Source organism: Lysinibacillus irui (genome assembly GCF_028877475.1).
Lineage (GTDB): Bacteria > Bacillota > Bacilli > Bacillales_A > Planococcaceae > Lysinibacillus > Lysinibacillus irui.
In genome coordinates this window covers 1,962,504-1,981,908 of the sequence record NZ_CP113527.1, presented here as the reverse complement: position 1 = coordinate 1,981,908, position 19,405 = coordinate 1,962,504, and the positions used below count along the sequence as shown (strand labels likewise).

The 19,405-nt window shown below is 35.0% G+C and carries 21 protein-coding genes and 1 other annotated feature; of the genes, 8 read left to right on the top strand and 13 right to left on the bottom strand.

The genetic code is table 11. The features are described 5' to 3' along the window. Positions 1–35 precede the first annotated feature (35 nt). Both OU989_RS09810 and OU989_RS09805 read right to left on the bottom strand, forming a co-directional pair. Positions 36–653, bottom strand: coding sequence for an HAD family hydrolase (locus OU989_RS09810; protein WP_274796956.1), 618 nt, complete (start codon positions 651–653; stop codon positions 36–38). A gap of 15 nt (positions 654–668) precedes the next feature. Beyond that, positions 669–1,064, bottom strand: coding sequence for a pyrimidine dimer DNA glycosylase/endonuclease V (locus tag OU989_RS09805; protein ID WP_274796955.1), 396 nt, complete (start codon positions 1,062–1,064; stop codon positions 669–671). A 78-nt stretch (positions 1,065–1,142) separates the two neighbouring features. On the opposite strand from OU989_RS09805, the gene OU989_RS09800 reads away from it, so the two are divergent. Continuing rightward, complete coding sequence (locus OU989_RS09800; protein ID WP_274796954.1) at positions 1,143–1,604, top strand: GNAT family N-acetyltransferase; 462 nt, start codon at positions 1,143–1,145, stop codon at positions 1,602–1,604. A 200-nt stretch (positions 1,605–1,804) separates the two neighbouring features. On the opposite strand, the gene OU989_RS09795 is transcribed toward OU989_RS09800, so the two are convergent. Continuing rightward, complete coding sequence (locus OU989_RS09795; RefSeq protein ID WP_274796952.1) at positions 1,805–3,577, bottom strand: oleate hydratase; 1,773 nt, start codon at positions 3,575–3,577, stop codon at positions 1,805–1,807. A 660-nt stretch (positions 3,578–4,237) separates the two neighbouring features. Between OU989_RS09795 and OU989_RS09790 the strand changes: the two genes are divergently transcribed. The 5 genes from OU989_RS09790 (at position 4,238) to OU989_RS09770 (ending at position 7,458) form a co-directional block, all read left to right on the top strand. Continuing rightward, on the top strand, positions 4,238–4,771 hold the full coding sequence (locus OU989_RS09790) for an HXXEE domain-containing protein (protein WP_274796951.1): 534 nt from the start codon (positions 4,238–4,240) through the stop codon (positions 4,769–4,771). 40 nt (positions 4,772–4,811) lie between these two features. Further along, on the top strand, positions 4,812–5,003 hold the full coding sequence (locus OU989_RS09785; RefSeq protein WP_274796950.1) for a hypothetical protein: 192 nt from the start codon (positions 4,812–4,814) through the stop codon (positions 5,001–5,003). 127 nt (positions 5,004–5,130) lie between these two features. Next, positions 5,131–6,078: a bile acid:sodium symporter family protein gene (locus tag OU989_RS09780; protein WP_274796949.1), complete on the top strand. Its 948-nt coding sequence runs from the start codon at positions 5,131–5,133 to the stop codon at positions 6,076–6,078. A 96-nt stretch (positions 6,079–6,174) separates the two neighbouring features. Further along, on the top strand, positions 6,175–6,822 hold the full coding sequence (locus OU989_RS09775) for a pentapeptide repeat-containing protein (RefSeq protein WP_274796948.1): 648 nt from the start codon (positions 6,175–6,177) through the stop codon (positions 6,820–6,822). A gap of 144 nt (positions 6,823–6,966) precedes the next feature. Beyond that, on the top strand, positions 6,967–7,458 hold the full coding sequence (locus tag OU989_RS09770; RefSeq protein WP_274796947.1) for a DUF2798 domain-containing protein: 492 nt from the start codon (positions 6,967–6,969) through the stop codon (positions 7,456–7,458). Between the two features lie 90 nt (positions 7,459–7,548). On the opposite strand, the gene OU989_RS09765 is transcribed toward OU989_RS09770, so the two are convergent. The 3 genes from OU989_RS09765 to OU989_RS09755 all read right to left on the bottom strand — a co-directional run bounded on the left by OU989_RS09765 (position 7,549) and on the right by OU989_RS09755 (position 9,791). Beyond that, on the bottom strand, positions 7,549–7,998 hold the full coding sequence (locus tag OU989_RS09765) for a DUF1569 domain-containing protein (RefSeq protein WP_274796946.1): 450 nt from the start codon (positions 7,996–7,998) through the stop codon (positions 7,549–7,551). Positions 7,999–8,122: 124 nt separating this feature from the next. Beyond that, positions 8,123–8,995, bottom strand: a complete 873-nt coding sequence (locus tag OU989_RS09760; protein WP_274796945.1) for an SDR family oxidoreductase — start codon at positions 8,993–8,995, stop codon at positions 8,123–8,125. 403 nt (positions 8,996–9,398) lie between these two features. Beyond that, positions 9,399–9,791 carry a topoisomerase gene (locus tag OU989_RS09755; protein ID WP_274796944.1) on the bottom strand — a complete coding sequence of 131 codons (393 nt, stop codon included), beginning with the start codon at positions 9,789–9,791 and terminating at the stop codon, positions 9,399–9,401. 820 nt (positions 9,792–10,611) lie between these two features. Here OU989_RS09755 and OU989_RS09750 point away from each other — a divergent pair. Continuing rightward, positions 10,612–11,625, top strand: coding sequence for a DUF1835 domain-containing protein (locus OU989_RS09750; RefSeq protein ID WP_274796943.1), 1,014 nt, complete (start codon positions 10,612–10,614; stop codon positions 11,623–11,625). A gap of 147 nt (positions 11,626–11,772) precedes the next feature. Beyond that, positions 11,773–11,985: a binding site (T-box leader), on the top strand. A gap of 106 nt (positions 11,986–12,091) precedes the next feature. Beyond that, positions 12,092–13,384, top strand: a complete 1,293-nt coding sequence (gene aspS, locus OU989_RS09745; protein ID WP_274797311.1) for an aspartate--tRNA(Asn) ligase — start codon at positions 12,092–12,094, stop codon at positions 13,382–13,384. Positions 13,385–13,561: 177 nt separating this feature from the next. On the opposite strand, the gene OU989_RS09740 is transcribed toward aspS, so the two are convergent. From OU989_RS09740 to OU989_RS09710, 7 genes are all read right to left on the bottom strand, one after another. Beyond that, positions 13,562–13,807 (bottom strand): cold-shock protein, encoded by a 246-nt coding sequence (locus OU989_RS09740; RefSeq protein ID WP_274796942.1) that lies wholly within the window; start codon positions 13,805–13,807, stop codon positions 13,562–13,564. A gap of 319 nt (positions 13,808–14,126) precedes the next feature. Beyond that, complete coding sequence (locus tag OU989_RS09735; protein WP_274796941.1) at positions 14,127–14,540, bottom strand: hypothetical protein; 414 nt, start codon at positions 14,538–14,540, stop codon at positions 14,127–14,129. Positions 14,541–14,738: 198 nt separating this feature from the next. Next, on the bottom strand, positions 14,739–15,965 hold the full coding sequence (locus OU989_RS09730) for a TolB family protein (protein ID WP_274796940.1): 1,227 nt from the start codon (positions 15,963–15,965) through the stop codon (positions 14,739–14,741). Positions 15,966–16,222: 257 nt separating this feature from the next. After that, complete coding sequence (locus OU989_RS09725) at positions 16,223–17,344, bottom strand: S-layer homology domain-containing protein (protein WP_274796939.1); 1,122 nt, start codon at positions 17,342–17,344, stop codon at positions 16,223–16,225. Positions 17,345–17,701: 357 nt separating this feature from the next. Further along, a complete protein-coding gene (locus tag OU989_RS09720) occupies positions 17,702–18,160 on the bottom strand; it encodes a GNAT family N-acetyltransferase (protein ID WP_341386103.1) in 459 nt (152 codons plus the stop codon). A 359-nt stretch (positions 18,161–18,519) separates the two neighbouring features. Then, positions 18,520–19,014, bottom strand: a complete 495-nt coding sequence (locus OU989_RS09715) for a hypothetical protein (protein ID WP_274796938.1) — start codon at positions 19,012–19,014, stop codon at positions 18,520–18,522. Further along, positions 19,014–19,217, bottom strand: coding sequence for a helix-turn-helix transcriptional regulator (locus tag OU989_RS09710; RefSeq protein WP_274796937.1), 204 nt, complete (start codon positions 19,215–19,217; stop codon positions 19,014–19,016). The genes OU989_RS09715 and OU989_RS09710 overlap by 1 nt, the downstream gene beginning before the upstream one ends. Between the last annotated feature and the right edge of the window lie 188 nt (positions 19,218–19,405).

Genomic DNA, 19,405 nt, shown 5'->3' with positions numbered 1-19,405 from the left:
ATGGACACCATCTTTTATTCTTTCTTCCTCCCTTATTATAAGCTCAAAATATCCTGAGCTTCATACAATACGTAATCAGCCTCTTCAAATCCATTTGTCGTTTTGGCACCCCAGAGGGCAAGGGCGAATTTAGCTCCTGCCTGCTTTGCACATTGGAAATCATAGATAGAATCACCAATATAGATGGCATCCTCTGGAGCTACCTGTAATGCGTCCAAACATTTTAATAGAGGCTCAGGGTGAGGTTTATGCTTCTCCGTATCACTGGCACTAACAATGTGTTTGAAATAATGACTTAAGCCAAACGGATCAAATTCATCGGTTACCTCCTGAGCTGTTTTAGAGGTCACGATGCCCAATAGAGGCGATTTTGCTGCTAATTGTTGAATAACTTCCTCTAGATTTTCGAAAACAGTCACTTCATGTGAAAAATCTAGAACAGCTGCAGACCACTTCCGATGAACTTCATCTATGTTATCAATGTTGAGCCTCATCAACGTATCTTTCCCAGGTATCCCCAATGCAAAGCGTAAATCCTCCAACGAATACTGTTGATCTGTCTCTTCCAGTAAGGTTCTTTGCAATGATTGTAAAATCGCCTGCTCAGTATCTAAAATCGTCCCGTCTACATCAAAAATAATCGCTTTTACCATCTATACCCCTCCTATTTATAGCACGTCCTTAATATACGTACATAATTGCTCATACAATGCCTCTTCATAATCCTTCTGCCCACGAATAAATTTCTCCTTTAAATTATAGAAACAAATTTCTAGATATTCCTGATTATGATGATGCAAAAAAGGCTTCCTGTCTTTTACTGGTCCTAATCCATCAAAGTAGTTATTCATTTTTTCATAGGTTCTAATTTGAAAACCTCGTTTATTCATTTCCTCCAACACTTTTGTTGTATACAAATACAAGTCAGCTTTCGGATAGTCATAAATATAATTAATGAGAATATGCCGATCCTCTTTAGCAAAGATACTATTAAGTTCTCTCCACTGCGAAAGTAGTTGGCCTTTAGGTAAATACGCTAGTAAATCTACATGCCATAATCTCATATGCCTTCCCCTTTCTATTATTCAACCATTAATGTAAAATATTACTTACTATGATAGTAAAACTGACGGAGGGATAGTATGGAAATAAAAACGGCAACTCTCGATGAAATTCCACAAATTGAACGTTTATACCAAGAGCTTTTTTTAGAAATGTCTATTCTTCAACCTAAATATATCAGACCTGCAAAACAGGATGCCAACTTTATCAGATATACGATCATTGAAGATGATTCTGATATATTAATCGCAACAGTAGAGAAGGAAGTTGTTGGCTTCTTGCTTATTAAAGAAACAACGACCCCACCCTATTCTTGTTTGGTTGAACACAAATATGCCTTTATTGTTGATGTGATAGTTGGCAAATCATACAAAAATCAAGGAATTGGATCTGCTTTATTAGAAGAAGCGAAAAAATGGGCAGCCTATCGTCACTTGGATTATTTGGAGTTAAATGTATTGACTGAAAATAAAGGTGCTAAAGCCTTATATGAAAAACATGGGTTCAAGGATATGAACCATACGATGCGCTTAGAATGTTAGTTATACGATGAGAAAGAAGGGATATCCATGGTAGAAACGAAAAAAGTACAAAAGAAAGCAAACCTCATAGTCCCTGTCTTTATTGGCATGGGATTAGGAGCCTTTATTGGATTGCTCGCCTATGTCAAAGATTGGCTATAAGCAAATTAAAAAATAGACAAAGCCTTATTAACTGCTTTGTCTATTTTTCTGCAAAATCACTAGATTAATTTACTTTCTTTCAGTAGATCATAAATAATCGTATCTTTTGTTTTATGAATACCCAATTTACCAATTTGTTTTAAAATGAATGGGGCATCAATATCCGTTAATTTTTTACCATCCAGCAAACGAGCTGTAGAAGCTAATAAGGTACGAATATCAAAAGCAGATGCAAATACCTCTGGCACGCCTCGGTCAATATTTAATAATTGATAGACCGCTTCCATCGCTGTTCTTACTGAATATTCCGTTGTAAAGACGGTGTCTCTTGCTGTTTCACTAAAGTTACCAATAAAGGCTAAGTTAGCAGATCCTTTCGGCACAACGAACGGTCGATCTCCCATTGCTCTTGGCATAAAGTAAGAGGTGATATATGGCATATAACATGGAATAGTATTACAAGAATTTTGTGCTAGGTCCGGAATTTCATCAAGCGGTACGCCCATATGGTAAAGCCATTCTTGTGCGATTTCTATTCCCGTACATTCCGTAATGCTTTTTTTAATAAAATTACCTGGCTTATTTGATAGTAAACCATAGATCCAAACAACTAATTGGTCTTTTGGTTGATTTTTAAAATGAGGTTGTCGGTTCAGTGTATAGCTTAGCATCCAATTAGAATCTGTCGCTGTGACAATCCCCCCTGTTACGACCTTACCAGCATAGGGATCTCTTTTACTAATCTTTTCAATATATGGAGCTACGCGATCATCCAATGTCGTAAGTGTTGCTGACACAAACCAACTTTCTTCTGGAAGATTGTCGCAGAATTTTTCTGGACGACCAAACTCACTATCTTGTGCAGCGATGTTTTTCCAAAGTGACCAGCTGCCACCTAAATCAGTGCTTTTAGGTGCCGGTGTATTATTATCACCGTAAGTTGTACTCTCGGTAATACTGCCGTTTGTCACAAACACTAATTCATTTTCTGTCAGCTCAATATTCTTTTTCACGCCATCTTTTCTTAAAACGAGCGTATGAGCTACTTTTTTGTCTCCCACTTTATCAACCAAGACATTTTCGACAACCGTATTATATTGGAAATCAACATCATGGCTTTCTAAGTATTTAATCATTGGCAGTACTAAAGATTCATACTGATTATACTTTGTAAATTTCAATGCTGATAAATCTGGTAATCCCCCAATATGATGGATGAAACGCATAATATAACGACGCATTTCCATAGCAGAATGCCATTTTTCAAACGCAAACATCGTGGACCAATAAAGCCAAAAATTCGATTCAAAAAAATCCTCTGAAAAAACGTCAGTGATTTTTTTATCCTCTAATTTTTCCTCAGGGGTAAAGAATAATTTAATCATTTCTTCAGATGATTGATCCGATAAGGTGAACTTCCCATCATCTTGCAGTCTTTGCCCTCTATCCTTTATTAATCGACATTTCGAATAATTAGGATCTTCTTTATTTAACCAATAAAATTCATCTAAAACCGAAGCATTTTCTACTTCTAAGGACGGAATGGAACGGAATAAATCCCACAAGCATTCAAAATGATCCTCCATTTCTCGACCACCGCGAATAATAAATCCTCTTGTCGGATTAAGAGTACCATCAAGACTACCTCCCGAAATATCCAATTCCTCTAGAATATGAATATTTTCCCCTTTCATTTGGCCATCACGAATTAAAAAGCATGCCGCTGAAAGGGAGGCTAGTCCTGAACCAATAAGATACGCAGATTTTTCATCTACCCCTTCAGGTTTTTTAGGTCGTGCGAAAGCTTCATAGTTACCATTGCTATAATACATATTACCGCCTCCTGATTTATTATTCTAATATAGAATATCACGAATGAACGGGAAAATGGTAAAATGAGCTAATCATTAACAAAAAATTCAAATTTGAAAGTTGTTCGTTAATTTACTTACTCTTCTTATTGGACATAGCAAGTGTTTGTATTTTTATTAAAGCAAACAATTCAATAAATTTCCGAAATAATTCCCATAGCCTCTACCTTAAAAAGGAAAAACGAGCCCAACCTATTTCTACTCGATATGTATAATTATTATACCGAAAAATCATTTTACCTGCATCCTTGTTTGTCTGTTTACCCCATTTCTTATTACCTAATGTAGCCGTAAACTTAGCTATCAAAGACTATCTGCCCCTCCACCTGGTGACTAGACGTTTTATCTCTTTCTTCTTCACGATTTTAACATGCGTACTTTGAATATCATTAACGACCGTCCCTTCTTTGCTAGTTGCTAAGTAAAGGGTTCCTCGTTTAGTTTATTCGTTTGTTTCACTCATATTTTCATCCTGCGATTCCTTATTTCTGAGATTCAAACAACCTCTCTATTTTCTATTTTATACTTTCCAGTTTTCAGTATGTTATTATTAACCCATATTACATATAAATGGTATTTTCAGTGCCGCTTCCAGCATAGAGATAAGGAGAGAGTATTCATATGGATTGGTTGAATGTCCAAACACTTATTTGGTTGTTTCCTATTATATTTATTATCCATGACTTTGAAGAAATTATTATGATAGAAAAATGGTTACATCATAATCGTCATAAGCTGTATGAAAGATTACCCCCTAAAATAGCAGATAAAGTGGTAAAACAATTTTCAATGACCACTGCTCAATTTGCTGTTGCTGTATTATTTATCTTTTTATTTGTGAGTCTCTCTACCATTCTAGCTAACCAATATTTCATAAACGGGGTAGCTCTTACTTTCTATTTTTTCACATCCGTCACACTTGTTTTCTTTATCCATGCTTTTACCCATATTGGACAATCGATATTCTTTCGCTCTATCACCCCAGGAGCTATAACATCAGCCATCATTATTATTCCCTATAGTATTATTTTATTTAAATCTTTGTTTAATAGCGGAATCATTACGTGGCATATAATTTTAATAAGCCTTCCTTTTGGCCTATTATTTTTCCCCATTGTCTTTACTGCTCATTGGTTAGGAAAAAGAGTTATCTAAACACATTTTTATCGTGAAAAGTAAGGAAGGAGGAAGTAGAATGACAAAAATTCCGATTTTTTTAAAATTGCTCATTGGTATTGGGTTGGTTATTATCCTAACCTCGTTGTACTTGTTAAAAGACCATCCTTATTATTTATGGATTAGGTGGACAGGTAATATTTTATTTATCGTAGGCATTGTATGGATTCCATTTACTAAAGAAATGGATAAAAAACATGTAAATACTTAGCGAGTCTTATCTAGACCTTCAACAAGTAGGAGTAAACCTTCTGCTTTTTTGCGGTAAATACTCCTACTATGTCCTGATTCATATTATAATAATGTGATAAAATCAGATAAAAAAAGAAGGTCTTTGTATGTTAGAAAAACTAAATGTATTTCTCCAAAAATACATTGCAATCCTGACACCGTTAAGTTTAGTTTTAGGTGTATTCCTAGAAAGCATTGGACATCAATTATTATTCCTCGTATCCTGGCTATTTGCGTTCATGACATTCTCTAGCAGCTTAAATATGAAATTCAAAGATGTCAAAATTTTCATGAAGCATCCCGTACTCATTTTACTTTCAATTCTTTTTCTTCACCTAATCATGCCATTATGGGCTTATTTCTTATCCACCACTCTATTCGATGACCATTTACTGACTGTTGGCTTTGTTTTAGCGGTCGCCCTTCCAACTGGCGTCACAAGTGTTATTTGGATTACAATTTGCAAAGGTAATATGCCATTAGGCTTGTCTATTATTTTAATTGATACGCTGCTTTCACCTTTCATCCTGCCATTCATTCTCTATATCGTTTCAGGTGAAAAAATTGAATTGGATGTAGTCTCGCTGATCTTCAATTTACTATGGATGATTGTATTACCTACCATTTTAGGAATCGTGGTGAATGAACTTTCAAAAGGAGACATTCCTAAAAAATATGGCAAGAAGCTTGCTCCTTTTTCAAAGCTATGTTTATTCGCAGTCATTTTAATAAATAGTAGTGCCATTTCTCCCTACTTAAAGGATATTAATGTGCATCTATTTTTCGTTATACTTTTAGTGTTGATGCTTGCTGTATCAGGCTATGTCTTCGCCTTTCTCATTGGTCGCTATCTGTTAAAAGACTATTCACAAATGGCTACCTTTGTCTATACGGGAGGGATGAGAAATATTGCTGTTGGCGTTATTGTTGCCACAACATATTTTCCAGGTAAAGTAGCCATGCCTGTCGTTTTTGGCATGCTATTCCAACAAGTACTAGCTTCTGTTTTTAGTAAGATTGTAATGAAAAACAGAGTTTCTAATGAACTAGTTTAATAATCTACGATAAGGACACCGTTATATAGACGGTGTCTTTATTGTCGCTTTGCCCTTATACTAATGTTTAAGATCTCATGTAAAGGATGGGCTGATATGGCATACAATTTCAAAATTACATCACCTACAATACCGACAAATCTTGAAAAGGCAAATTTTCAGGATATTTTTTATGAGGAAGAACCTTATTTAACAAATTGCATGATCGCTGATACTGTCATTGAGCATGAAGATGTTGAACGATTAATCGTCTCTAAAGTTATCTTTAAAAATGTCACATTTATTAATTGTACCTTTAAAAAAATTGATTTAACGGATGTCATTTTTGAGAACTGTGATTTATCGAACTCAAACTTAAGTGAAGGTATCATCCATCGAGTGGCTTTTAAAAACTGTAAACTATTGGGGTTGAATTTTACTGAAGCTAACCTCGGCAATGTATCTTTTGAACATTGTATTGCCAACTTATGCAATTTCCCTGAAGTACGTTTCAAACAAGTACTATTCGATAACACCAAGCTACAAGGTGCCAATTTTTATGATTGTTTACTCAATAAAGTGGCCTTTCATGAAAGTGATTTAAATGATGCCGATTTCTCTCAAACTTCATTAAAAGGGATCGACATAAGTACATGTACATTTAAAAGACTGCAAGTAACGCCCGAAAGTTTAAACGGGTGTGAAGTCTCTTCCGAACAAGCGATAGGCTTTGCTTCATTACTAGGATTGAAGGTTAAATACTAGTTTAACCTTTTTACAGTGCTAGATTATTGCAGGTATAGTGGTGCAGAAAATTAATTCATCCTTTCAACTGTCACAAAAATGTCACTTACGAGGCATTTTTCAAATCTATATACTAACTTAAGTAACAGAAAGGAGTGTTAATAGATGCCCACTACTAGAAAAGAAAGTCTCTATTTTGGTTTAATAATGTGTTTTGGAATGGTACTTGTTATGACACTTTATAATTTTTACCTTAATGATACATTTGGACAAATTTCTTTTTTTGGAGGAATTACTGACTTTATTTTAGGGTTTATGGTTGCCATCATTCTTGACTTGTACCTTGTTGGACCTGTAGCACAAAAAATAGCTTTTCGATTCACAGCTAATACGAATAATATGCTTTTTAAGGTTTTAACCATCTCCACATGTATGGTTATTGGAATGGCCTTTTTCATGTCCATATACGGCTTAGTCATAAGTTATGTTCACAATGGTTTTTCCTCCAACTCGATAATCAAGGATTACCTCTCAGTGTTTGGTAAAAATTTCATTGTAGCATACCCATTGCAACTTATCGTTATGGGCCCACTTGTACGTTTTATATTCACGAAGTTTATTAAAACAACTCCGAATAACTTAGTATTAAAAAATTAAAAAGGATTCATAGTACGGCATTCGAAGTAGCTATTTAGAATTTATTCTTTTGGCTACTTTTGAATTAACATTCGCCCATTTGTCCCCTATTTAAACCCCAAACTGTGTAAGATGATGGTCAAGGTGCTTGTACACTCCTATGCCCCATTGCTCAGAAGTGAGTTTACCGAAAAAAGGATGAGGATGCGTGGTGCATTTCTCTGGTCCGTTATTTTGGAATAGGATTATTTTTTGTTTAAGCTGTTCTTTTTCTCGTTCAAAATCTCTAACATCTGCAATCAAAATCGTTGGAATAGTAGACATATTACGAGGTAGTGTCTTGTCATTGTACATAATTGGCTTCGCAAACCTTCCTACTATTATTCCTAGCCACCCTCTTGGTGGAAAGGAATTTCCCATGGCAATATCTTGAAAAGCCGAACAATGCGCTAGCATTTGTGCAACATTCATTTTTCCCCATTGTGGGTGCGCATTTGGAGTTAATTGATCAATACGCTTTAATACTTCTACTGAATGTATAGAATTAAAAATATTTTTCATGAGTGCGTATCCCCTTTAACCAATAATCACTATCTATTTTATATAACAATCCAATTTATTGTCACTTTTTATATAAAATAGACGTAATTCTTATTGTAGAATTACGCCCATTCATCGTTATTTTCTATTCGATCATTCCATAGCCATCTGGTGCAGGTATAGCATGTTCCGCAGATCGACTGACTGATTCCCAATCCTGCCATATGGCAATCCGTTTTTCCGCATTTTCAATAGCTAAATCGTAGACAACGCTTCCTAGAATTAATCGAAGAGGCGGATTTTCACAATTAACTAGTTTCACAATAGCTTCGGCCGCCAACTTAGGAGCACTATCAACGGACTCTGTTGCATTTTGTTTAGCCAATTCCTCACGTAATGAATCATATTCTAGTTTCTGTGTAGTGAAGCCCATTTTTAAATAAAGATTCGTCCAGTATCCCCCAGGTTCTACTATCGTTACTTTTATTCCAAAATGAGCAGCTTCCTGTGCTAAAGCCTCGCTCAACCCCTCTAAAGCAAATTTACTAGCACTGTAAACTCCTGACATAGGGCCTGTAATGAGTCCACCGATACTAGATATTTGAATAATATGACCTGAACCTTGCCCCCTTAAGTAAGGCATGACTGCTTGGCAAACCCAAACTGCTCCAAAAAAGTTCGTTTCCATTTGACTTCTTACTTCTTCTTCCTTAAATTCTTCAATCATTCCTAAAGTCATATTACCTGCATTGTTTATGACAATATCAATTTGTCCAAAATGTTTAATAGCTTCTTTTACTGTAGCAAAAACATCGCTTCTATTCGTAACATCAAGTCTTAAGGGCAACAACCTTCCTTCAAATTGGCTTTGTAACTCCTTCAGTTTTTCAATATTTCGAGCAACTCCAACTACCTTATCCCCTAACTCCAAAGCTCTTTTCGTAAATTCATATCCCAATCCACTACTAGCACCGGTAATAAACCAAACTCGTGCCGTTTTAATATGATTTCCTGTCATTAAGAATCTCCTCCGCTTCATCCTATTTTGTTAGGCTGCAATTAATTCCAATTATTACAAGAAAACAAAATCGAAAAAATAAAAAGCATAGGCAATCTGCCCATGCTCCAAACATATAGAATGATTCAATTGGATCCATCTTTATGACACTTTTTCTAAAAAAAAATAGAAAAAGCAGAGACAATGTCCCCTGGTATATAACCGTATCATGAAGGGTTTCCGTAAAAAGACAGATCTATCCTATTATCTCTGAGCATAAGCAGAGCCTTTGAACGTATAAAATTAACGATTCAAAGATAGGATATCAATCATTCGGAAGCCTCCATTCATAAAAGTTAATTCAAGTATATCACTTTACCATGATATGTAAAATAGTATTTTGATTAATTTAAGAAATTCTCCGTTAGTATTTCTCAATTTTTATTGTTATATGTTCTTTGCTTATTGTGACCTTTTCTTTTTCCGAAACTTTCTTTATAGAATCCTCCACAATTTGTTGAATTAACGTATCAGCAACTTTTACATCCTTCGGAAAACTTACGGATACAGTCAAATCTTTAAAATTACCATCGACCATTATTGCACCTATTGACTCGCTATTAAGATTCGTTTGTTCTGGAATAGATCCCATTATTTCATTATGTACTTCTGAAAAAAAACTTGATTCTGGTGATAAATTTGCATCATTTTCCTTATTCTCAGAAACATCTATCTCTTCGACTTCTGATTCTCCATTACAGCCAACCAACATAATTGAACTAAATAAAACCCCTGAAATGATTGCATTTTTCAACACTCCTATTTCCCCTTTCAAAATTAATGATATAACTCGCAAGTTTGACGCAAAGAAATAACAAAGGTTCCAAAAATTATAAAACTATTCGAACTCTTTAGAAGCCTTAATAGATGTTACTCCATAAATTTGAATCAAAATAAAAAAGGACAAATCTTTTCTAAAAAATGCGGCGTTTAATTAAGATAAATTATAATTAATGTACTTTTGACTTAAACGTAGGCTTTCAAGGTGAGAAACTCTGCCTCATGTTTAGGAAAATTGTTTTTTTATTCCAGAATCATGTAAAATATAAAAGTGCATTTAAAAAGTTATGTTCTCACTCTGTTGCGAAATGGGTTCAATTGTATCCTACCTTATTATTGGCGGATAGAACCTTGGAATTGAAGGATAACCATCAAAAAGTGGTGGATAAAATGCTCAAAGTGAAGGATAGCACTTAAACCAGCGGATAGAAACCCTGAATTGAAGGATAACCATCAAAAAGTGGTGGATAAAATGCTCAAAGCGATGGATAGAACCCTGAAAGTGAAGGATAGTCCTTAAACCAGTGGATAGAAACCCTGAATTGAGGGATAACCATCAAAAAGTGGTGGATAAAATGCTCAAAGCGAGGGATAGAACCCTCAAAGCGATGGATAGAACCCTGAAAGTGAAGGATAGCCCTTAAACCAGTGGATAGAAGAAGATGAACTATGCTTTACTATTTCAAAAGCTGGTGCTAAAAATATTGCTAATATTTTAGTTGAAGCAGTGCCTATTGCTCCGCCTGTTGAGCATCTTGTAGGTCGCAAAGAAACAATAAATAACGAGGTGAATTTTAGTGTTAGAAGAGATACATAAATCAATAAAAGATTTAAGCGGTAGCGAAGCAAAGAACCTTTTATTAAGCATGATGTTGCGAATAAAAGTGATGCAGGAATCAAAGAATTCACCAGAGGAAATGTTAGAACAATTAAATTCTTTATACCATCTATTTTTTGAAGTTGTACAAAATAGCAATCATGTTGAGCGAGATTATTCAACAGTCCATATTGTGTTTGGCGAATCTCCTGCTGGTTCTTTACGAGTAGGATTAGGGCGTGAGAATAAAGTAATCGGATTTCCCGATTTCTTTTCTGTTGGTCCTATTTGGGCACTTCATCAAGAGGTTGGTCGTAAGTACAGACATGAATGGTTGAAGGACCATCTTAATTATTCCGATGACTATCTTGAGGAAGAGTACGAAAATAGATTTTCAAAAACACTTGTAGAAATAGATGGTTTAAGCAATGAGACCCCTATTGTTATATGGACTGCTGAAAATGCAAATGAGCAAACTGGCTTACGCTATCTTTTATACTTGCTCAAAGAAAAAAAGAATAAGATTTTCGTGATCAATACTACATTTGCTTTTCAGGAATTATTTAACACACCTGAATTTGGGTGTTTAGATATCCATACGGGCGAAGTAAACGGTGAACACTTAAACAAAATCTATCATGAAAAATTATCAGCACCAATAACTGATGAGGATAGAACACGATTTGAAAAAGAATGGATCGCATTAGCAGAATCAAAAGGTTTGGTGAGGATTTGGGAAAATAACAAAATTAATACGGTTAATGAAGATTACTTGGATGATTTTATTGTCAATACGGCACAACATTTGCATGCTAAGCAAAGTGAAAAAGACTTTATGAAATCTGCAAGGTTAATCGGGGAAGTTTATGGACAGCACAATCAATTAGGCGATGTTTTTATAGAGTATAGAGTGAGAAGCCTAATTTATAATGGAGTTTTTGAAATTAAGGGAATTCCTAAAGCAATGAGGTATTATAGTGTGAAACTAAGGTGACTAGTTTGTGAAAAAATCCACTTGAACTATAGGGACTTTTCTACAATAAGGTCCCTATTTGGGGGTCACATTAAAAAATTTATTAGCAAAATCCAATAATTTTATTGAAAATACAAAAAAGTATGACTATAATAAATTTCAAATATTTAAAAAACGAAGAACAGAATAAGTATGTCATTCCCTTTAACGAAAGAGAGCAATCGGTAGCTGAAAAGATTGTGTTAAACAATGATTGAAAGACATCTGTGAGTGGTATCCTGAAATAAGTAAGGATAGACGGTTTGCAACCGTTAAAAGCAATGAGTTGGCTACATATGCAGCAATTAGGGTGGTACCGCGAGATAGGCTCTCGTCCCTGACAAATGTCAGGGGCGGGAGCTTTTTTATTTTAAGGAGGTGAGTGTCCGTGGATGATGACGATGATGATAAAAAAATAAAAGGATTAAAAATTTGGGAGGTAACCATCATGCATACAAATCTAAAACGTACACTTGCCAACGAGTGTATAAAAAAAGTGGGAGAAACGGTAAAAGTCCAAGGCTGGGTAAAAAAAGTAAGGCACCTTGGAAATATCAGTTTTTTAGTGATAAGAGAGCGAACTGGTGAACTGCAATGTGTTTTAGAAGGAGAACTTGCTGGCATCATTATCGAAACAGAAAGTGTTATCGAAGCTATCGGAGAAGTCGTTTCAACAAATAAAACAGGACTTGGCATTGAACTGCTTCTAAAGTCAGTAAAAGTGATTAACAAAAATAGTTTACTTCCTTTTGAAGTAAATAAAAAAGAAGTAAACACAGGACTTGAGAACCTTTTAAATCATCGGGTATTATCACTCCGTCATGAAAAAATAGCTTCAATTTTTAAAATAAAATCAACTCTTGAAGAGGCATTTCGTGAATATTTAACAAATATGGGTTTTATCAGAATTTTTACACCCAAAATTGTTTCTCAAGGTGCGGAGGGTGGCGCCAATGTTTTTAAATTAAATTATTTTGGGAAAGAAGCATTCCTTGCACAATCCCCTCAATTTTATAAACAAATGATGGTGGCTTCAGGTCTTGAGCGTGTATTTGAAATGGGTCCTGTTTTCCGTGCGGAAGAGCACAACTCTTCAAGACATTTAAATGAATATATCTCTCTGGATCTTGAAATGGCTTTTATAGAAGATTATGAAGAATTAATGGTGCTAGAAACTGAAGTTATAAAATTTATGTTTGAAAAAGTAAAAGAAAAAAATGAAAACGAGTTAAAGCTTTTGAAAATTGAGGTCCCCACTATAACTGATATTCCAAAACTAACATTATATGAAGCTAGAGAAATTTTAAAGAAGTGTTATAAAAAAGAAATGCCAGAAGGTGACCTCAATACTGAAGGAGAAAAACTGATTGCAAACTATATAAAAGAAACGACGGGGAGTGAATTTGTCTTTATTACAGAGTACCCCAAAGAAAATAGACCAATGTATACAATGCCTGCAGAAAATGGATTAACTAAATCTTTTGACCTCTTATTTAAAGGTCTTGAAATCACATCTGGTGGCGAACGAATTCACGAATATGAAATGCTTGTAGCATCATTCAGAGAACAAGGACTTAACGAGGAAAACTTCCAAAATTATTTAAACACATTCAAATATGGTGTGCCACCGCATGGAGGTTTTGCTATTGGTCTGGAACGTTTAACAGCAAAACTCCTTGGATTAACGAACGTTCGGGAGGCAAGTGCTTTCCCGCGAGACATCAATAGATTAACCCCTTGAATTGATCATTTCGGTAATTATTAAGCCCACTTCAAATAAGTGGGTTTTCTTTTTTAATAACGAATGAAACTTCGGAACCCTTTTTATCAATTTGGTTTTTTCAAATTAGCCCCCCTCTTCCTGGATATCGAAACATTATGAAGGAAAAAAGAAATGCCCTTGATGATTAATCATACTTTAATCAGAATTAATTATTACATTCTCCGCAACTTGTTTCTGTTCAGTAGAATTAGGCTTTTCTATTAAATCGAATGATACTTTTTGTCCTTCTTTAAGAAACCTGAATCCATCTGAAAACCTTTCGTTATCAGGTAAGATTGAACAGAAATGAACGAAAACATCATTTTTATTCTCTCCGTCAAGCATAATACGACCATTCCCCTTTTCTTCTTTAAACCATTTAACTATTCCCTCTCTTTTCATATCTTTTTGTCCTCCTATTCACACAACTACTTAAATCACCTAGATTTTAACATAAACATTTACAACTCTTTTTATATAATATTTGGCACAATCGAATTGTAGAAATGTGCCTGAGTAACGATAATAAATAAGAAATTGAGCTTTGGCATAGTACCTGATCTTGCGAAGGGCATTTAATTTAAGTTATGGGAGTTGCTTTGGCAGCTCTTTTTTAGCAGGTGCTTTATGCAGCAAAAGCATTCCCAAATCAAAGTCAGGTAACAACACCCTAAACCTTGCTTTGGGAAGCTTTTTTTCCATCAACATTTGGATCAATATATTATTTTTTTGGATTTCGATTGATAAATTCAATAATATCGCTTCTCATATAAGATATCGCATAATCATAATAAAAGTAACGGTCAATCTCTCCATTCTCTAGTGCTTTATCTAATGCTTCAAATTGTTTTTCTGCTAGGTATGATATCAATTGTTGAGGATAGATCTCATGTTTTTCTGCCATTTCAGCTATCGTTTTTCCGCTTTCCCATTCAGACCTGTATTCTTTTTCACTCATATCAAGGAACTTGTATAGATTCTCATAGTCGTACGTAAAATGAAATGTTTGGGGAACTTTTCTCTCATAAATATCTTTAAATTCTTCGTTGTCTCGATTTGCAAAAACTCCTTCAACATTACCTGTTAGATTCAAGGTAATAAAAGCTATAAATACTAATACAAAAAGTCTTCTCATCTTTCGAACCCTCCATTTTACAACTATTGTTCCCGTTGGATTGCTATTCATACGTTTTGAATAGATTGATGGTGGCTATTGAATTGGACAAAACTCAATTATTTCTATAACTTTGAAGAACCATATCTAAATAACCACTCTCTATAGAAAAAGGCACCATTCTTTTTCAAGAATCGCGCCAGCTTGTTGTTAGATTTTTTAAGGGCTTTGCTTTGGTGTAAAAAATGTTGGGGCATAATCTACATTTTTGAGCCAAATATACTCTTGACCTGTTAAAGTATTTTTTACCCATACATCACCTTTCATTTGCTCTGCCTTCTTTCGAAACCAAGTAAGATAGGGTCCAACAACTTGAGGATCTTCGTCAAGTTCATTCTCCCCTGGAGATGTAATTTGTTTTTGCTCTCCCGTTCTTATGTTGATAGCGTAAAGAGCTGTGAACATAGTTGGTACAGGACCGACTTTCCACTCCTTGTTTTCTTTTGCACGAGCCACAATGACTAAATCTTTAGAGTACCATTCCAGATCAAGGTCTACAAAGCCTTCAGGTGTATATTCTTTTTGTTGTTTAATTGTAGGTATTTCGGCAATCGTCATGTGCTTGTTTTCAACGAAAAATCTTCCTTCTCCTGATATATAAGCTAATTCATTGGCGAATGGAGCCCACTTAAACCAATCTTTAAACCCTAACATTTTCCCCACAGCTTGAAAATATTTTCCTTGTGATGATAAAACACTTAATGTATTACTGTCCATTGACCAAGAAGCTGTAGGTACAACTAAAAAGCTAACCCACTTGCCGTCAGAACTCCACTTAAAATAATCGGCATCAATCCCAAATAAGTCAGGTACTTTCGTTTGAATTGTAAAAAAAGGCTTTATCTTATCCTTCGCAAGATTTGCATCTACCGGAATTCTATACAGTGGGATTGGGCTCCATCCTGTAGGAAGTAGGTTGGATTGTGATGAAACAATAAATTCTTTGCCGTTTGGAAACCATTCAAAAGCACTAACACCTAATGAGACATTTTCAAATCCTTGTGGGCGGCCATTCTGTATATTTGTCACATTTAATATACCTTGCTCGGTGTAGGCCAGCTGATTTTTGTTCGGTGACCATTTAAAGTCAGAGGTTACGACCCTTACGTAAGGTTGGTAGCTGTCTTTTTCCTTCCTATCATAAATGAATAAATCCGATTTTTCTCCCTTTTCATCACCATCAATATATCCAATGAAACGACCGTCATATGACCATTTCGGCGAATATATATAGCGGTCCTTCGTAAGTTGTATTTCTTGACTCCCCTCTTTGAGCCATAGCTGATGATCACGGATAAATACAGCTGTTAGTGGGGTTTCAGCATTTGCTATCGATGAAACATGAAAACAGAGTAGAGTGAGTAGTATTAAAATTCGAATTCCCACATCCATCTCTCCTACAATAATGATTTAACAATTACTTTGCCCAAATAGCTAACAATTATCCTATTCCCATAATCTGCACTTATACTAAAGAAAAAGCACGATTCTATCTATAGAATCGTGCCCTTTCATTGAATATCATAAATGATTGGAATATCAAATTGATGACTTTACCCTTTCTTAACAAGAGGCAAACGATGTTGAATTGTTAGACAATAAGAAAAAAAAGCGGATTTGAGATGAATCCGCTTTTTTCGTACTTAGTTGATCTCAGTTTCTAATGTTTCTTTCCAATCTTGGTCATCGTCATCTTCATCAAGAACAACATTATAAATTTTCCATTTACCATCATCATTTTTCTTAAGATAAGCAGTTCCTGATAAGTCAATTGTCGTGTTAAAAGACATATCTGGAGCTGTCAAAGATACTTTATATACTAAGTTATCGATGCGGACTTGAGCAAAATGATTACTTACAGAAACAGCATTGATCTCATTTTCACCAATCTGTTCCATTGTGAATTTAATATCTGATTCTTCAATCATACCTGTCATATCCAAACTATCCAGTGAATAAGCCAGTTGGTAACCAATTGTCGTATCACGATAAAGGGCTTTTAATGCTTCTACATCTTGTTGTTTAGTGAATTTCATCTCATCTTTAATGTTACGATCAACTGTTTGAATGATTGCAAGTTGATCTTCATCTGTTCCTGGCACTAGATGCAAGGCACGGTCAATCATCACGATCGCTTCAGCACGAGTTGCATCATTGTAAGGTTTGAAGATATCTCCGTACCCTTTGATAATTCCTAAAGCTGCCGTTTTCATAACCGCTTCATAAGCAAAATTCCCCTGTGGTACATCAGGGAATGCTTTTCCTGTTGCTGTAAAATCAAGCTTTGTCTTGAATGCACGGTAAATCATGACTGCCATTTCATTACGTGTAATCTTATCATTCGGTCGGAAAGCACCGTCTGGTTTACCATTGATAATGCCTTGGCTACTGGCAACCTTAACATACTCGTAATACCAATTTGCCGGTTTTACATCAGGGAACGTTTTTACTGTTTCACCTGCACGTAGATTCATTGAATTCACTAAAATTTTCGTAAATTCAGCACGAGTAATCGAATTTTTTGGTTTTACTGAGACGTATGTATATTCATATTTCTCTCCATCTTCCTCAAACGATTCTGTTTCCACATATCCGTCAATAATATCCGCATACAAGAAACGCTCCAATTCATTGTATGCCCAATGATCATAATCGACATCATCCATATAATACAAATCAATGGATTTTTCTGCTGCTTCTGCTGGAGAAACGGTAATAAACCCAAATAGTACAAGGGAAGATAATAAAACATATAGTGCTTTCATTGGTTTGCCTCTACTTTCTTCTATTAAATTTTTTCCAATAGTCGTAGTTTACATGACTGCTACAAATTTTAATAGACTGTAAAATATGGAAATATAATATGTCTTCGAGTAAGACGATTCCTATACAATTACCGTAATCTGGTAGAGGTTTTTAGCTATTGTTATTGGTTACCTTTAAAAGGATCATTACTACCGAAAAGAAAGTATTTCAGGGAAGGGATTTTCCAGGGGGCAAAGGAGTTTGATTAGGAAGAAAAGTAAGAATTGCTGAATTCTAAAAAGACGCTATTCTTATTCTGAAAAGCGTCCTGGTGGAAGTCTGTTATTCAATTAAAACATCCGCTAGTAATAAAAAAATTATTCAAGCTTTAGTTTTAAACCTTCGTGCGTTGCTTTAAAACCTATTCGCTCATAAAACTTTAACGCATCTGGCCTTTGTTTATCAGTTGTAAGTTGAACAATATGACATCCACGTTCTTTCGCACGCTGAATTGCCCATTTTATAAGTCCAGTACCTACACCCATTCCTCTTACAGTAGAAGAAATTCTAACTCCCTCAATAGTAGCTCGCCATCCACCTGTATGTGTTAGATAAGGAGTAAACGTAATTTGTTGTACGCCAATCACTTCATTACCGTGACATGCCACTATTAACTCGTTATTAGGGTCGGATGTAATAGCCTCAAATGCTTTTTTATAACTATCGGGAAGTGGATGCTCATACCGCTCTCGGGTACGTCCCAAAACATCATCTGCAAGCATTGCAACAATACTTTCTAAATCTTGCTCTGTAGCTATTCTATATTCTGTTTCCAATTAAATCCCTCCTTGAATAATCAGTCTTTGATTATCCACTTTCGTGAAAGTTCAAATTGTGCAATTAATTACTTGAAACACTATTTAAGTGCATTTTTGTAGAAAATATTATCAACAGCTTGATCATCAAATAGCATTACCAATCCCCCTTTTTCTTTAACATATCACATACAGTCTATAAATAATAATAGGGGTTAATTATAAAAATTCATAAATTTTCCTTATGACCTAAATCAACCAATTGCCCTCGAATGGAAACAGTTCCAAATCGATATTGCCAAATAATAATGTTCTTTTCATTTAGAAAAAAACACCCCTATAGATTAAAAAATCTAAAGGGGAAAAACGTTAAAGGAAATCTAGTAGGTTACCTCGGAATCTTCTTGCTTTGGTGTAAATGCGATAAAAAGTGCAATTAAATTAGGTGGGATACTAAATATTAAGAACAGCCAGTTTGTCGTCAGGATCGAAATTATTGTAAAAACGATAATTGATGTAACAAAGACGATTATACCAATTTTCACGCGGGAGGGCTTCAACGGGGCTGTACTGGACATGTTAATGCTCAAAATAATTCCAATGATTCCCCAACTCGCTATGTGTGTTAATAAAAGGATACCTAAAACCATAGCAGTGCTTAATTCTATTCCAAAAATGATTAACGTAAAGAAAACATACAGCGCTCCTAACGTCACATACCATGAATAGGATCTCGCCTTTTGCCAAATATGGTAGTACAGCTCGTCTAAACCTCTATTTTTTCTAGCTTTCTTTCGTCCGAACCACCATCCAAGGAGTCCACCTATCACTCCCCCATACAATCCAATCATACCCCAGATATTAAGCTCCATCATTACATTCCCCCCTCTTCAAATATAAACACTTCTTCAATTGTGCTATTGAAAGCTTTAGAAATGTTGTAAGCAAGCTCTAAGGATGGATTGAATTTTCCTGATTCAATAGCAATGATTGATTGCCGAGAGACACCTACTTGTCTCGACAATTCTTCCTGAGTAATCTTCTTCAATTTTCGTAATTCTCGAATTCTGTTTTTCATATAGCCTCCTTTATAAATGTAAAGCAAACTGTACATTTATCGATAAGTAAAGTTTACTTTACATATTTATATATGTCAAGCAAGCTTTACAATTTAATTTTTAGTTAAAAAAACAAAAAGCAAAACGTGTAGAGTAAAGAATTAATGAAATAAAAAACGCATTCCTTACTAAAGAAATGCGCTGGATT

Excerpts from the sequence above, each read along its gene's own strand:
- OU989_RS09775 (WP_274796948.1), top strand. The coding sequence starts at position 6,175 with ATGGCATACAATTTCAAAATTACATCACCTACAATACCGACAAATCTT.
- OU989_RS09770 (WP_274796947.1), top strand. The coding sequence starts at position 6,967 with ATGCCCACTACTAGAAAAGAAAGTCTCTATTTTGGTTTAATAATGTGT.
- OU989_RS09795 (WP_274796952.1), bottom strand. The coding sequence starts at position 3,577 with ATGTATTATAGCAATGGTAACTATGAAGCTTTCGCACGACCTAAAAAA.
- OU989_RS09800 (WP_274796954.1), top strand. The coding sequence starts at position 1,143 with ATGGAAATAAAAACGGCAACTCTCGATGAAATTCCACAAATTGAACGT.
- OU989_RS09785 (WP_274796950.1), top strand. The coding sequence starts at position 4,812 with ATGACAAAAATTCCGATTTTTTTAAAATTGCTCATTGGTATTGGGTTG.
- OU989_RS09715 (WP_274796938.1), bottom strand. The coding sequence starts at position 19,014 with ATGATGGAGCTTAATATCTGGGGTATGATTGGATTGTATGGGGGAGTG.
- OU989_RS09735 (WP_274796941.1), bottom strand. The coding sequence starts at position 14,540 with ATGAGAAGACTTTTTGTATTAGTATTTATAGCTTTTATTACCTTGAAT.
- OU989_RS09710 (WP_274796937.1), bottom strand. The coding sequence starts at position 19,217 with ATGAAAAACAGAATTCGAGAATTACGAAAATTGAAGAAGATTACTCAG.
- OU989_RS09805 (WP_274796955.1), bottom strand. The coding sequence starts at position 1,064 with ATGAGATTATGGCATGTAGATTTACTAGCGTATTTACCTAAAGGCCAA.
- OU989_RS09780 (WP_274796949.1), top strand. The coding sequence starts at position 5,131 with ATGTTAGAAAAACTAAATGTATTTCTCCAAAAATACATTGCAATCCTG.
- OU989_RS09790 (WP_274796951.1), top strand. The coding sequence starts at position 4,238 with ATGGATTGGTTGAATGTCCAAACACTTATTTGGTTGTTTCCTATTATA.
- OU989_RS09765 (WP_274796946.1), bottom strand. The coding sequence starts at position 7,998 with ATGAAAAATATTTTTAATTCTATACATTCAGTAGAAGTATTAAAGCGT.
- OU989_RS09760 (WP_274796945.1), bottom strand. The coding sequence starts at position 8,995 with ATGACAGGAAATCATATTAAAACGGCACGAGTTTGGTTTATTACCGGT.
- aspS (WP_274797311.1), top strand. The coding sequence starts at position 12,092 with ATGCATACAAATCTAAAACGTACACTTGCCAACGAGTGTATAAAAAAA.
- OU989_RS09810 (WP_274796956.1), bottom strand. The coding sequence starts at position 653 with ATGGTAAAAGCGATTATTTTTGATGTAGACGGGACGATTTTAGATACT.
- OU989_RS09740 (WP_274796942.1), bottom strand. The coding sequence starts at position 13,807 with ATGAAAAGAGAGGGAATAGTTAAATGGTTTAAAGAAGAAAAGGGGAAT.
- OU989_RS09725 (WP_274796939.1), bottom strand. The coding sequence starts at position 17,344 with ATGAAAGCACTATATGTTTTATTATCTTCCCTTGTACTATTTGGGTTT.